The organism is Bradyrhizobium erythrophlei (assembly GCF_900142985.1).
Lineage (GTDB): Bacteria > Pseudomonadota > Alphaproteobacteria > Rhizobiales > Xanthobacteraceae > Bradyrhizobium > Bradyrhizobium erythrophlei_B.
In genome coordinates, this window is sequence record NZ_LT670849.1 from 4,353,227 (window position 1) to 4,366,695 (window position 13,469).

A 13,469-nucleotide genomic window follows, 5' to 3' on the forward strand; every position below is an offset into this window, starting at 1 on the left:
ACGGATCAGTCGCATCATGACCGATACAACAGCATCGCCCGCTATGATCGCCGCGCCGGCCGAACGCATCGAGCCGCGGCGGCTGGTGGCGTTTCTGATCATGGTGTTCGGGATGTTCATGTCGATCCTGGACATCCAGGTCGTCTCGGCCTCGCTCACCGACATCCAGGCCGGCCTTTCGGCGAGCTCGACCGAAGTCTCGTGGGTGCAGACCGCCTATCTGATCGCCGAGGTGATCGCGATACCCCTGTCCGGCTTTCTGTCGCGCGCCCTCGGCACGCGCTTGTTGTTTGCGATTTCGGCGGCCGGTTTCACCATTTCGAGTTTTCTCTGCGGCTTTGCCTCGACGATCGAGCAGATGATCCTATGGCGCGCGATCCAGGGATTTCTCGGTGCGGGCATGATCCCGACCGTGTTCGCTTCCGCCTATACGGTGTTCCCGCGTTCGAAGTTCCACATCGTCGGTCCGATCATCGGCCTGGTCGCGACGCTGGCGCCGACCATCGGGCCCACGGTCGGCGGCATCATCACCGACCTGATGTCCTGGCACTGGCTTTTCTTCATCAATGTCGTGCCGGGCGTCATCATCACCTTCGGCGTCCTGGCGCTGGTCGACTTCGACGAACCGAATTTCGCATTGCTCGAACACTTCGACTGGTTCGGCCTGATCACGATGGCGGGATTTCTCGGCGCGCTCGAATACGTGCTGGAGGAAGGCCCGCAATATGAGTGGTTGCAGGATACGTCGGTGGCGGTATGTGCCGCGGTCTGCGTGACCTCGGCCATCGCGTTTTTCTACCGCGTGCTGACGGCGAACGAACCGATCGTCGATATCAGGGCCTTCAAGAATCGCAATTTCGGCGTCGGCTGCCTGATCTCGTTCTGCGTCGGCATCGGCCTTTACGGGCTGACCTACATGTATCCGCGCTATCTCTCCGAGGTGCGCGGCTACAGCGCGCTGATGATCGGCGAGACCATGTTCGTGTCGGGCGCCACCATGTTCCTGATGGCGCCGATCGTCGGCCGGATGATGCAGAAGGTCGACATGCGTCTGATCATCGCCTTCGGCCTTGTCGTCTTCGCGGCTGGCTCCTACCAGATGACCTGGATCACCCGCGATTACGATTTCTACGAGTTGCTGTTGCCGCAGATCCTGCGCGGCATCGGCATGATGTGCGCCATGGTGCCGACCAACACGATCGCGCTCGGGACGCTTGAAGCCGATCGCGTCAAGAACGCCTCCGGCCTGTTCAACCTGACGCGCAATCTCGGCGGCGCGGTGGGACTGGCCGTCATCAACGAGGTGCTCAACGATCGCACCGATCTGCACATCTCGCGGCTTCAGGATCGCGTTCACTGGGGCAACGTGATGGCGACCGAAACGCTCAACGATTTCACCCAGCGTATGCAGGGCATGGGCGACGCCGCGTTGATGGCTTTGAAGCAGCTCTCGCAGATCGTCCACCGCCAGGCCGTAGTGATGGGCTATGGCGACGCCTTCTTCATGTTGACTCTGTTTTACGTCGGCTTGAGCCTGATGGTCATGCTGTTGAAGAAGCCGAACCCGGCCGCGACGGCGGGCGGCGGCGGCCACTAAGCCAGCCGTCATTGCGAGGAGTGAAACGACGAAGCAATCCAGAATCCTTGAGCGGTTCCGCTGGATTGCTTCGCTACGCTCGCAATGACCGCGTGGATGTTGTCTGATCCGAGAATCCGTGGTTGAAGGGCCGGATGGCGCAAGGCGCATCCATTCCGGCCCGAAGTCCGTTTCAGCGCGTGCAGATATCGTCCGCGCGATGGATCGCAGGCCTGCTCGTGCTGACGGCGGTGGCGTGGTTGGTTGCGCTCGCCGGTCTACTTGCGGTCGCCAACCGCGTTCACGATGATGTCCCGGTGTTGCTCTCGCAAAAGCTGCCGCTGCTGGCGTCGCATCCCGACCTGATTTTCGGCGGCGACAGCCGCACGCTCTATCAGGTCGATCCGCGTCTTGCGGCGCAGTTGGCCGGCAAGGCGGAGGGATCGGCGGTCAATATCGCCTATGACGCCGGCGAGCCGCTGGCGCTGCTTGCCGTGATGCGCCGCGAACCTGATCTGTTTCGGAATGCGCATGTCGTCGTCAGCGTTTCGCCGTTTGTGTTCAACGACGGCGCCCGCCAGGCCGTGTTCAATCCGCAAGATGCCGTCGCCCGGCTCGGCGTGTTCGGGCAAATGACGACGTATTTGCCGCTGCGCGTCTCCACGCTGATCCGTTTCATCCGCGAGGCCTTTGCGGCCCGGCTTGAATCGCAGCGGCCGACCAGCCGTCCGGTGCAGTCGCTGGCGGCGTCCGGCCTTTTCTTTCTCGATATTTCTCAACCCGAAGACCGCCTGCCTGCCGCCATCGGCGCCCATCCGCATTACGCCAACTGGAATATCGCAGGCGCCAAGGCTCGCTTCGAGACCGCCGCGCTGTGCGACATGGTGAACCTGGCGCGCAAGGTGACGGTGGTCATTCCGCCCTGGGCGCCGCGCTACGATCGCGCGAAAGATCCCGAATGGAAGGAAAAGGACAACCGATATGTGTCGCTGGTAACGGTTGTCGGCCGCGCCTGCGGCTTTGACGTGGTGAACATCATGTCGGTCCCGGGCGTTACGCAGGCCAACTACGCCGACGAGATGCACGTGAATATCTCGGGCATTCCAATCTATACGCGCTATCTGATGTCGCGATTGGCTCCGTAAAGTCCCTCGCGATGCTGTTTTCCTCCTACACCTTCCTGTTTCAATTCCTTCCGGCCGTAGCGCTTGCCTTCGCCGCGGCGCGGCGTCATTCGCCGCGTGCCGGCATCCTGGTGCTGGCCGTCGCATCGCTGTTTTTCTACGGCGCGTGGAAGCCGGTCTATCTGGTGCTGCTGATAGCCTCTATCGGGGCGAATTTTTCGCTCGGCCTCCTGATGGAGGATGGCTCGCGCCGACGCGCCGTCGGCATGCTCGGCGTGGCGCTCAATCTCGCGCTGCTTTGTTATTTCAAATACACGAACTTCATCTTCGACAGCATCAGCACGTTGACCGGCGCGCCGTTGCCGTTCGTGAACGTCGTGCTGCCGCTCGGCATCTCCTTCTTCACGTTTCAGCAGATCGCCTATCTGGTCGACGTGATGCGGGGTGCGAAGGTCGAGCGCGACATCGTGGCCTACACGCTGTTCGTGTCGTTCTTCCCGCATCTGATCGCCGGGCCGCTGGTCCACCATGCGGAGATGATCCCGCAATTCAAGCGCGGGCGCACCTCGCGTTCGGCGGCGCTGGCGGCACGGGGATTGGCGATCTTCGCCGCCGGGCTGTTCAAGAAGGTGGTGATCGCGGACAACCTCGCGCAGTTCGTCTCGCCGGTCTATGCCCATCTCGACGCCGGCGGCGCGGTCACCCCTAGCTGGGCGTGGCTCTCGACATTGTCCTACGCGTTCCAGATCTATTTCGATTTCTCCGGCTATTCCGATATGGCGATCGGGCTGGCGCTGTTGTTCGGCATCCGCCTGCCGGTCAATTTCCGTTCGCCCTACAAGGCGACCTCGATCATCGATTTCTGGCGGCGATGGCACATCACGCTGTCCCGCTTCCTGCGCGACTATCTCTACATTCCGCTCGGCGGCAACCGGCTCGGAGAGCGCCGCCGCTATCTCAACCTGATGCTGACGATGCTGCTCGGTGGACTCTGGCACGGGGCGGGGTGGAATTTTCTGATCTGGGGCGGTCTTCACGGCGTTTATCTCAGCCTCAATCACCGCTGGCAGAAGTGGCGAGGCGCGGCGCCGAAGGCTGCGTCGTCCAATCACCTTGCTGACATCGCCGCATGGGCCGTCACGTTCAGCGCCGTCGTCATCGCCTGGGTGTTCTTTCGCGCCAAGACGTTTGCCGGGGCGTGGGCGGTGTTGAGCGCGATGTTCGGCTTTGGCGGCGGCAGTTCGTCCTATGTTTCGCCGGGCATTCTGCGTGTGATGGACCTGCCGATTTTGGTAAGCGAAGAGCGTCTGCTCGCGATCGGCAGCGCCGCGGTGGCGCTGTCGCTTGCGCTTGCCTTGTTCCTCCCCAATGTGGCCGAACTCTACGGCGATCGCGAATATCGCCGCGCGGTGGAACCATCACGCGGGCCGCGCTGGCGGCCGAACTTCGCGTGGGCCTTGCTGTCGGCGCTCGCGATCGCCGTCTCGCTGTTCGGCATGTGGCAGCGGCTTGAATTTCTCTATTTTCAATTTTGAGTGTTCGGTTTGACTGTTCGGCGCGGCGCTCTTGTGTTGCGAATCCCGCGCGACGCCTTTATATAGAGCGCATCGTTGCTCGAACCGGGGAGATTTGCATGATTTCGACATTTTCGCAGATCGTATCCTCGCGTCCGAGGCCGATTTTGGATGCATGTCTTCTGGGTACCCTGCGGGCCGGTTGAGGGCCTTATCCGACAGCATCGATCGGGGCTGAACCCCCGGTCCTTTTTCCCAAGTCGTTGAAATTCAGATCGCCGCGTGCGCGCAAGGCTTTGCCTCGACGCGTCGCGCCCAGAGGAGCCGTCGCGCGTTTTCCCCCGACGGAAGAGAGCCATGATTGCAGATGCCAAGAAACGGCCGGCCGCCATCCGCGTGGTCATTCCATTCGTGTTCCGCCACTGGCTCGAGCAGCCGAGGCTGGCTGCCATCGTGGCCGGCGGTTTTCTCGGCGCGACCGTCGCCGATCTGTTCATGCCGGTTTTCTCCGGCCGGCTGGTCGATGCGCTCGCGCCGGGCGCCGCGCACGAGGTGGCGCGCCATGATGCCTTCGTTGCATTCGGCGGCATCGTCGCGCTCGGATTCGTGTCGATCATGCTGCGCATCGTCGGGATGCAGGCGATCGTGCCGTTCACGCTGCGCATCATGTCCGATCTCGCGCGCGATGCGTTTGCGCGCGTGCAGCGCTTTTCGACGGATTGGCACGCCAACAGCTTTGCCGGCTCGACCGTGCGCAAGGTCACCCGCGGCATGTGGGCGATCGATCTCTACAACGATACGATCCTGATGGCGCTGTTGCCGTCGTTGATGGTGCTGCTCGGTTCGATGATCCTGCTCGGGCTGCACTGGACCCTGCTTGGTCTCGTCGCCGCGGTGGGCGCGCTGGTCTACGTCCCGATGACGGTGGTGTTCTCGACGCAATACATCGCGCCGGTTGCGCGGATATCCAATGCCTGGGACACCAAGGTTGGCGGCACGCTGGCCGATGCCATGACCTGCAACGCGGTCGTGAAATCGTTCGGCGCGGAGGCGCGCGAGGACGAAAGACTGGCGCGAGTCCTAAACCGTTGGAGCCGTCGCGTCAACCGGACCTGGCTGCGCTACAATTACACCAATGCGGCTCAGCTCGCGGTGCTGTTGTGCTTGCGTGGTTCGGTGATCGGCGGCGCTCTGCTATTGTGGATCCTGGGCCGCGCCACGCCGGGCGACGTGACCTACGTGCTCACCAGCTATTACGTGATCCACGCCTATCTGCGCGACGTCGGCATGCACATCAACAACCTTCAGCGTTCGGTGAACGACATGGAGGAACTGGTCGCGATCCATGACGAGGCGATCGGCGTTTCCGATGCGGTGGGTGCTGCTCCGATCCACATCGCAAGCGGCCACGTCGTGTTCGAGGACGTGACGTTCCACTATGGCGGGCACCAGACGCCGCTCTATACGGGTCTGTCGGTCGACATTCGTGCCGGCGAGCGCGTCGGCCTTGTCGGCCGTTCCGGCTCGGGCAAGACGACCTTCGTCAAGCTGTTGCAGCGGCTCTATGACGTCTCGGGCGGAGGGATCCTGATCGACGGGCAGAATATTGCCGACGTGACGCAGCAATCGCTGCGCAGCCAGATCGCAGTCGTGCAGCAGGAGCCGATCCTGTTTCACCGCTCGCTTGCCGAGAACATCGCTTATGGCCGGCCGGATGCCGGGGAAGCGGCGATCGAGCGGGCGGCGCGGTTGGCCAATGCGCACGACTTCATCCGGCGTCTGCCGAAGGGCTACGGCACGCTGGTGGGCGAACGCGGCGTCAAGCTCTCCGGCGGCGAGCGTCAGCGCGTGGCGCTGGCGCGTGCGTTCCTGGCCGATGCGCCGATCCTGATTCTGGACGAGGCGACCTCAAGCCTGGATTCGGAATCGGAAGCGCTGATTACGGAGGCAATGGAGCGGCTGATGAAGGGGCGGACCTCGATCGTGATCGCGCACCGCTTCTCCACGGTGCGCGGTCTCGACCGGATTCTGGTGTTCGACCATGGCCGGATCGCAGAGCAGGGCACGCACGCGTTGCTTTCGCGGCGAAGCGGCGGAATCTATCGGAGCCTGTTCGAGCGCCAGGCGTCCGAATTCATGACCAGCGCGGCGGCGGGGTGAGGCATCGCCCCGCCGGGCCAGCTACGGCAGCGGCACGCTGCTCCACACCAGCGTCACGCCGGAGAGGAACAAAAGCCCGAGCACGACGTCACGGAAATTTCCATCACTCAAGGCGTGATAGGTGCGCGTGCCGAGCCATGCGCCGCCGATCGTTGCCGGCAATACGACGAGTGCCAGCCACATCGTCTCGCGGGTGATCAGCCCTGAGCCCGCCTGTGCGATCAACGCGGCCGTCAGGATCGTCCAGTTGAACATCTGGAACAGGCCGCGCCGCTCATCCTTGCCCCAGCCGCGCACGCTCGCCCACAGAATAGGAACGGGACCGGAGAGGCCGGCGAGCCCGCCGAGCACGCCGCCGACAAAGCCGATGCCGGTGTCGGCCGCCTTGCCGCCGATATTCGAGGCGATCGGCTGACGCTGGAAATAGAGCGCGGCCGGAAAAATCAGAAGCAGGACGCCGACCGAAAGTTTGAACAGCCGCGGATCGGCATAGGCGACCAGCAAGGTGCCGATCGGCACGCCGGCCAGTCCGCCGAGCACAAAGGGCCACACCAGCTTGAAGTCAATCGACCGCCAGATCGACGGCATCGTCCAGGTCTGCGCGATGATGGAGCACACCAGCACCAGCTGGACCGCGACATCCGGCGTCACAACGTAAAGCCAGATGCCGAGCGCCATCAGCGCGGTGCCGAAACCGGCAAGCCCTGAGACAAAGCCGCCGGCAAGCGCGCCGAACATCAGCACCCCGACGGTTATTCCGTTCATGTTGTTATTGGCCGCTGCTCTGCCGGGGTCCGAAGATCGCGGTGTAAAGATCGGTGGTATGCCCGCCGGAGGGAATGCCGTAGGCGGTCGGAGCGTCCGCTTCCGGCGGCGGCGCGGGTGGCGCGGGTTGTTGTGCGACCGACTGAACCGGTGCGGGCTGGGGCGCCGGTTGCGGCGGCGTGCGGCCGGCCGCGGTGGTCCGGCCCGATCGGCCCGGCGCGGTTGCATTCTGGGGGGCCTGCGCGACCGGTTGCGCATCCACCGGCTGAACCGGTTGGGCCGTCGCGACGGCTGTCGTGGGAGCAGGCGGCGGCTGGCGCGAGCCGAAAAATTCGGTGTAGAGGTCTGTGGTCGTGCCCTCGCTGGTGATGCCGTACATGGTCTTGTACGGCTGCTCGCCCTGGTTCGACCCTTGGCTGGATGCTTGCGCGGAGGTCGCGTTGTTTGCCGCGGCGCATCCGGCAGCGACGACCGCGATGGCGGCGAGTGCTGTGGCAGCCCGGATGCAGGACAATGCGCGGCTCAAGACGTTCCCCCTGACCGATACCGATATTCGGCCGATTTCCCAAGCAATAAAGCGGGGATATGGCGCTCGCAAGGCAAAGCATAGCGCCGAAACAGGGCCTCCCGCCATGCCCTTGAAATGGCGAGGGGTCCGGCGCGTTCCCGCCGAACCCCTCGTTATCGGTATCAGCCGGCCTGTAAGCCGGGTTCTGTAGGGCCTTGCCCGCATTGCTGCGGCCAAGACGTGGCGGCCATTCCTCTGGGACAGCGCTTGCGCGTTGCCTCGAGCAACCTACCCGGACGGCGAGCCTGACATCGCTCCCGCGGGCGTTTTCGCTTTCGCGAACGACCCGCGTCGCCATCCCTATTCGGTCTTGCTCCCGGTGTGGTTTGCCGTGCCGGTTCCGTTGCCGGACCCGCGGTGCGCTCTTACCGCACCTTTTCACCCTTACTGCCTCCCGAAGGAGGAAGCGGTTCGTTCTCTGTGGCACTTTCCCTGGGGTTGCCCCCGCCGGATGTTATCCGGCACCGTATGTCGATGGAGCCCGGACTTTCCTCTCCCGCGAGGGAGCGGCCGCCCGGCCGACTGACGTGCCAAGGCATGGGGTTTATGGCTGATGGCGTCAAGCCGTTAACGCCGGGGAACAGGGGCCAAAAATAATTATCGTGAAGATGTCGTTTGGAGGTGGGCTTACCCGACTAGTGGCTGGCAATGATGCCGATCCAAAGGGAGTAGAACGATGCAGTATTTGCTGATGATCTATCGAAGCGAGGCCGAACTCTTCAAAATGAACGACGCCGACCGTCAGAAGATGTCGGCCGAGTACGGTACGTTTACGCAGTCGATTATCCAGAGCGGCCACTTCAAGGCCGGCGACGGATTGCAGCCCTCGACCACGGCGACCACCGTGCGCGTGCGCGACGGCAAGGTCCTGACCACCGACGGCCCGTTTGCGGAAACCCGCGAGCAACTCGGCGGCTACTATCTGGTCGAAGCCAAGGACCTCGACGCGGCGATTGCGATCGCGGCGCGAATTCCCGGCGCCAGGGATGGTTCGATCGAGGTCCGGCCGATCATGATCTATTCGCCGGAGTTGGTTCAAGCGAGAGCCGGCAGGGCATGATCCAAAAATAATGAGGCCGGCCGAGATCGAAAAAATATTTCGCGACGAGACGGGGCGGGCGCTCGCCACGCTGATCCGCCTCGTCGGCGATTTCGATCTCGCCGAAGACGCGCTCCAGGAAGCCTTTGCGGCTGCGCTGGAGCGCTGGTCGTCGACTGAAGCGCCTGCCAATCCGCGGGCGTGGCTGGTCAGCGTGGCGCGCAACAAGGCGATCGACCGCATTCGCCGGCAAATCTCGTTTCGCGAGAAAGAAGCCGAGCTGATGCATGAGACGCTGTTGAATGCCGAGGGCCTGCCGGAAGAAGACCGTGCGATCCTCGACGACGACATGTTGCGGCTGATCTTCACCTGCTGTCATCCGTCGTTCGCCGCGGAAGTGCAGGTCGCGCTGACCTTGCGCACCGTCTGCGGGCTGACCACCTCGCAGGTGGCGCGGGCCTTTCTGGTCAGCGAGGAGGCGATGGGCCAGCGTCTGGTCCGCGCCAAGCAGAAGATCAGGCTGGCCGGCATTCCCTATGAAGTGCCCGAACGCGATGCGCTGGCGTTAAGGCTGCGCGGCGTGCTGGCGGTGATCTATCTGGTCTTCACCGAAGGCTATGCAGCGACATCAGGCGAAGCGCTGATGCGGCCCGATCTGGCGCGCGAAGCGATCAGGCTGGCGCGCCTGCTCGACGTCTTGATGCCGGGCCGCCGCGAGGTGAAGGGCTTGCTCGCCTTGATGCTGCTGCACGATGCGCGCCGCGCGGGCCGCGAGACCAAAGGCGGCGATGTCGTTCTGCTCGAAGAGCAGGACCGCACGCTGTGGGACCGGTCGCAGATCGATGAAGGGTTGCGCCTCGTCGAAGAAGCGTTGCAACTGCCAGGTCTTCCGGAGCCCTATGCCGTGCAGGCGGCCATCGCAGCGCTGCATGCGCAAGCGCCAAGTCACAACGATACCGACTGGAAACAGATCGCCGGACTTTATGAGGTGCTGCTGCGGATCAGCCCCTCGCCGGTGATCGAGCTCAACCGCGCCGCGGCGGTGGCGATGGTCGACGGACCGGCGCGCGCGCTCGACCTCATCGAGGCCTTGCAGGCGCGCGGGAGTCTGGATGGCTACGAATTACTGCCGGCGGTGCGCGCCGACCTGTTGCGCCGGCTCGGCCGGCGTGAAGCGGCGCGCGAGGCTTATCTGGCGGCAACGGCCGCCACGCAGCTCGAGCCGTTGCGGCGGCTTTACGCAAGGCGATTGGCGGAGATCGACGTTTAAGAGCGAAACCGGATCAGTTCTTCAGGACCATTTGGCCACCACGATCATTTGGTCACCAGGATCATGTCGTCGATGACGAGCGCGTCGATGCCGGATTTGCGGAAGGTGACGATCGCGTCGGTCGGCGTGCAGACGATCGGCTCGCTGTCGTTGAACGAAGTATTGACGACGATGGGCACGCCGGTCAGTTCGTGGAAAGACGAGATCAGCTCGTGATAGCGCGGATTAAGCTTGCGGCTCACAAGCTGTACGCGCGCCGTGCCGTCCTTGTGCACGACCGCGGGGATGCGGTTGAGCTTGTCGGCGTTGACGCGTGGTGTGAACAGCATGAACTCGTGGCTTGCCGAACGCGGTCCGACGTCAAACCAGTCGTCGGCATGTTCGGCGAGCACGCTCGGCGCAAAGGGGCGGAAGTCTTCGCGGTGCTTGACCTTCTGGTTGAGAATGTCGCGCATCTCCGGCCGGCGCGGATCGGCCAGCAGCGAGCGGTTGCCGAGCGCGCGCGGGCCAAACTCCATCCGTCCCTGAAACCAGGCGACGATCTTGCCGTCGGCGATCAGTTTGGCAGCGTCGCGCGCCGGCGACTTGCTGCGCCGCGCGCTGAGGCCGGACGCCTTGATCGCCGCCGCAATTTCGCGCTTGTTGAAGGACGGGCCGAGATACGGCGTGGAATGGCCGCGCTGCGGCAGCTTCTTCTGCGTGTCGACATGCACGGCAAAGGCGGCGCCGATCGCCGTGCCTCCATCGTGCGGCGCGGAAGGAATGAAGAGGTTGGCGAACGCGCCGGACTTCTGGATGACTTCGTTGGCTACGCAATTCAGCCCGACGCCGCCGGAGAGGCACAGATTGTCTGACGGCACCAGGCGTTTGATACGCCGTACCAGCGCCATGACCGCCGCATCGGTCGCCTCCTGAAGCGCGGCTGCGATATCGCCGTGTCTTGGCTCGAACGGATCATCCTCATAGCGTGGCGGACCGAACAAGGCCACGATCCTGTCGTGGCTTTCCGGCGTCATGCCGAGCAGGCCTTGGGCGACGCCGAAATTCTCCTTCTCGGAGCGAAGGATCGATTGAAACTTTTCGCGGTAGACCGCGGGATTGCCGTAAGCGGCAAGTCCCATGGTCTTGGACGCGTCGTAGTGCGAGAAGCCGAGATAGCCGGAGAACACCTCCCACAAAAAGCCCATGGAGTGCGGATAGTCGAAAACCTCGATTTCCTTGATATTCGTGCCGGCGGCCTTCGCCAGCGAGGCGCCCGCGGTCTCGCCGATGCCGTCAATGGTGAGAACGGCCGCATGGTCAAACGTCGAAGGGAAGTAGGCCGACGCAGCATGCGCCAGATGATGCGACACGAAATGCAGTCGCTTGCCGAGCGTACGTCCGAGCAGTTCGTCGACCGCCGCAGGGACCTGACCGATCCGCAGGCGGAAGGTTTCCTCAAACTTCGGATCCCACCACTGAGGCTGATATGACTTCCGGCGGCGCTTCGGGTCGAAGGAGTATCCGACGTAATCGATGTCCTTTGCGGTGAGCCCGGCGGCTTTCAGGCAGTAGCGGATCGAACGCTCAGGCAGCTGGTGCGGGTTATCGAAGCTCGCCTCCTTGCCGTGCTTGATGCGATTGAACCGCTCTTCCTCGACGGCGGCCACCAGCTTGCCGTCGACCAATAGCGCCGCCGCCGACTCGTGGTACACGCAGTTAATCCCAAGGACGTTTGCCACTTACTCCTCCCGTTCCTGACACGTCAGCGGGCGGCGGTCGCCTCAACGCAAGGCAACAGCCGCCCGGCTGGTCTGATGACCCGCATGGGGTCTATCCCTTTGTAATCAGGGCCATGCCTCCGGTTCAATTTCCGAGGTCTTGGATCGCCTTGCCGTGCTGAACCGATGCTGAACGCGGTTGTCAGAATGGACGAGCCCGGCCCACGATCGGATGCCGTCCCCCATTCTCCCGTGTCGAAATAACGGGAGTCAACGGCGGCTGGCGGCTGAAAGCAGGCGTTAAGTTGTCGCGGCCGCGATCGCTTCCGCCGGCAGGCTGGCCAGCAGCGTTTGCAGCGTGACCAGCGTCGAATGATCGGCGACGCCGTCGACGCGGGCAGGGCGGAAATGACGCTGGAAAGCGGTGACCACTTCCATCGTGGTGGTGTCGTATTTCCCGGTCACCGGAACGCCATAGCCGTAGCGGGCGAGCGCCAGTTGCAGATCGCGAACGGCGTCGCTGATCCTGCCGATCTTGAGCCCTTCGCTGCGTACGATCGGCGCCGGCTGAACCCAGTGGCCGACGCCGGAATTCGCCATCGAATGCCACGGAAATTTTTCGCCCGGATCCTTCTTGCGCGTGGGCGCCACATCGGAATGCGCCAGCACCCGGTGCGAGGGCACGTTGCGGCGAAGCATGATGCCGCGGCACAGCGCGATGACGGCTGCGATCTGGCGCAATGGATATTCCGGATAACCCCAGTCGTGCCCGCGATTGACGATCTCGACGCCGATCGAACAGGAGTTGATGTCGTCCTCGCCGGCCCAGGTCGCGACGCCGGCATGCCAGGCGCGCTTGGATTCGGGGACACACTGAATGATGCGGCCGTCTTCCAGAACGATGTAGTGCGCCGACACGTCGGTGCCCGCGGTGCAAAGCTGGGCAATCGCGCCCTGCACGTCGGGCATGCCCGTGTAGTGCAGCAGGATCATGTCGGCGATTCGGCCCTTGTTCCGCTCGCCGAAATTGGCCGACGGGATGACGTCGGAGGCGATCGAGGAATCGGGATTGAAGGTCTGCATATTCGCGATAGGCCGGGGCAGCGGGGTGGCGCGCCGCTTCGAATCAGGAACAGGAGATGCGAACGAACCGAGCGACATATCAATACTCAAAAGCGGGCAGTACGGCGGCAACGGTATATTTTCAAAATATATGCCACCACTATTCTCCGACCCGGGCCCGCGCGCAATCTCATGGCCGTTCCGTTACCAGCATTTTGCCCAACTGTGTGCGGAACGCATCACTTCGGCCGTCATGTCGGTGGATAACCCGGCCGGAGGAGCGGTGACCGGTGATCAACCAGCCGGAGGAGCCGTCAACGCTTTCTTAACGCTACCTGTCGTTACTAAGTCGTGAAGAGCTGTGCCCGGTTTCGGTCCGGCTGGCGCCGTCGCATGAGGTCGACGCCAGAGGGCGCGCGCCTTGGGCCAGGTCGGGAACCTCCGGGCGGTGGAGGGGGCTGGAAGCATAGGTTTGACGTGCCCTTTCGAATCCCAGCTTCGCAGGAGAAGGCGCCGCGCGTTGCGGCGAAGGCTCAAAGCTGGCTGGGAACAGGGCTCGTCGGGGCGCAGATTCGGCCTTTCCGTCCGCTGGTGACATCGCAAGGGCGGGTCAAAAGCTTATTGTCGAGGCGTTATGGACGACCGAGCCTCCGAGTTCCCTGTTCGGCTCCGGTGTTGGCCGGGAGAGCCG

Annotated in this window: 10 protein-coding genes and 1 other RNA gene; 6 read left to right on the forward strand and 5 right to left on the reverse strand. The window is 63.4% G+C overall.

Annotation, left to right across the window (positions count from 1 at the left end):
* Positions 1-16 precede the first annotated feature (16 nt).
* From BUA38_RS20370 to BUA38_RS20385, 4 genes are all read left to right on the forward strand, one after another.
* Positions 17-1,597, forward strand: coding sequence for a DHA2 family efflux MFS transporter permease subunit (locus BUA38_RS20370; RefSeq protein WP_072820621.1), 1,581 nt, complete (start codon positions 17-19; stop codon positions 1,595-1,597).
* 122 nt (positions 1,598-1,719) lie between these two features.
* Positions 1,720-2,721, forward strand: coding sequence for a hypothetical protein (locus tag BUA38_RS20375; RefSeq protein WP_172806058.1), 1,002 nt, complete (start codon positions 1,720-1,722; stop codon positions 2,719-2,721).
* An 11-nt stretch (positions 2,722-2,732) separates the two neighbouring features.
* Positions 2,733-4,235 carry an MBOAT family O-acyltransferase gene (locus tag BUA38_RS20380; protein WP_072820626.1) on the forward strand — a complete coding sequence of 501 codons (1,503 nt, stop codon included), beginning with the start codon at positions 2,733-2,735 and terminating at the stop codon, positions 4,233-4,235.
* A 336-nt stretch (positions 4,236-4,571) separates the two neighbouring features.
* Positions 4,572-6,374, forward strand: coding sequence for an ABC transporter ATP-binding protein (locus BUA38_RS20385; RefSeq protein ID WP_072820628.1), 1,803 nt, complete (start codon positions 4,572-4,574; stop codon positions 6,372-6,374).
* A gap of 21 nt (positions 6,375-6,395) precedes the next feature.
* On the opposite strand, the gene BUA38_RS20390 is transcribed toward BUA38_RS20385, so the two are convergent.
* From BUA38_RS20390 to rnpB, 3 genes are all read right to left on the reverse strand, one after another.
* Positions 6,396-7,139 carry a sulfite exporter TauE/SafE family protein gene (locus BUA38_RS20390; protein ID WP_072820630.1) on the reverse strand — a complete coding sequence of 248 codons (744 nt, stop codon included), beginning with the start codon at positions 7,137-7,139 and terminating at the stop codon, positions 6,396-6,398.
* Positions 7,140-7,143: 4 nt separating this feature from the next.
* The gene (locus tag BUA38_RS20395; RefSeq protein ID WP_072820632.1) at positions 7,144-7,665 is read right to left on the reverse strand and encodes a hypothetical protein; all 522 of its coding nucleotides are present in this window, start codon (positions 7,663-7,665) and stop codon (positions 7,144-7,146) included.
* A 160-nt stretch (positions 7,666-7,825) separates the two neighbouring features.
* An RNA gene (gene rnpB / locus BUA38_RS20400) (RNase P RNA component class A) lies at positions 7,826-8,233 on the reverse strand.
* Positions 8,234-8,383: 150 nt separating this feature from the next.
* Between rnpB and BUA38_RS20405 the strand changes: the two genes are divergently transcribed.
* Both BUA38_RS20405 and BUA38_RS20410 read left to right on the forward strand, forming a co-directional pair.
* Positions 8,384-8,767 (forward strand): YciI family protein, encoded by a 384-nt coding sequence (locus BUA38_RS20405; protein ID WP_072820634.1) that lies wholly within the window; start codon positions 8,384-8,386, stop codon positions 8,765-8,767.
* Between the two features lie 10 nt (positions 8,768-8,777).
* Positions 8,778-10,016: an RNA polymerase sigma factor gene (locus tag BUA38_RS20410; protein WP_072820636.1), complete on the forward strand. Its 1,239-nt coding sequence runs from the start codon at positions 8,778-8,780 to the stop codon at positions 10,014-10,016.
* Positions 10,017-10,060: 44 nt separating this feature from the next.
* Here the strand turns inward: BUA38_RS20410 and BUA38_RS20415 are convergent, their stop codons facing one another.
* Positions 10,061-11,737, reverse strand: coding sequence for a carbamoyltransferase family protein (locus tag BUA38_RS20415; RefSeq protein WP_072820638.1), 1,677 nt, complete (start codon positions 11,735-11,737; stop codon positions 10,061-10,063).
* Between the two features lie 279 nt (positions 11,738-12,016).
* A complete protein-coding gene (locus BUA38_RS20420) occupies positions 12,017-12,799 on the reverse strand; it encodes an N-acetylmuramoyl-L-alanine amidase (RefSeq protein WP_072826273.1) in 783 nt (260 codons plus the stop codon).
* Between the last annotated feature and the right edge of the window lie 670 nt (positions 12,800-13,469).

Coding starts and splice junctions, on each gene's coding strand:
- BUA38_RS20370 (WP_072820621.1), top strand. CDS start 17: ATGACCGATACAACAGCATCGCCCGCTATGATCGCCGCGCCGGCCGAA.
- BUA38_RS20380 (WP_072820626.1), top strand. CDS start 2,733: ATGCTGTTTTCCTCCTACACCTTCCTGTTTCAATTCCTTCCGGCCGTA.
- BUA38_RS20385 (WP_072820628.1), top strand. CDS start 4,572: ATGATTGCAGATGCCAAGAAACGGCCGGCCGCCATCCGCGTGGTCATT.
- BUA38_RS20390 (WP_072820630.1), bottom strand. CDS start 7,139: ATGAACGGAATAACCGTCGGGGTGCTGATGTTCGGCGCGCTTGCCGGC.
- BUA38_RS20405 (WP_072820634.1), top strand. CDS start 8,384: ATGCAGTATTTGCTGATGATCTATCGAAGCGAGGCCGAACTCTTCAAA.
- BUA38_RS20410 (WP_072820636.1), top strand. CDS start 8,778: ATGAGGCCGGCCGAGATCGAAAAAATATTTCGCGACGAGACGGGGCGG.
- BUA38_RS20420 (WP_072826273.1), bottom strand. CDS start 12,799: ATGCAGACCTTCAATCCCGATTCCTCGATCGCCTCCGACGTCATCCCG.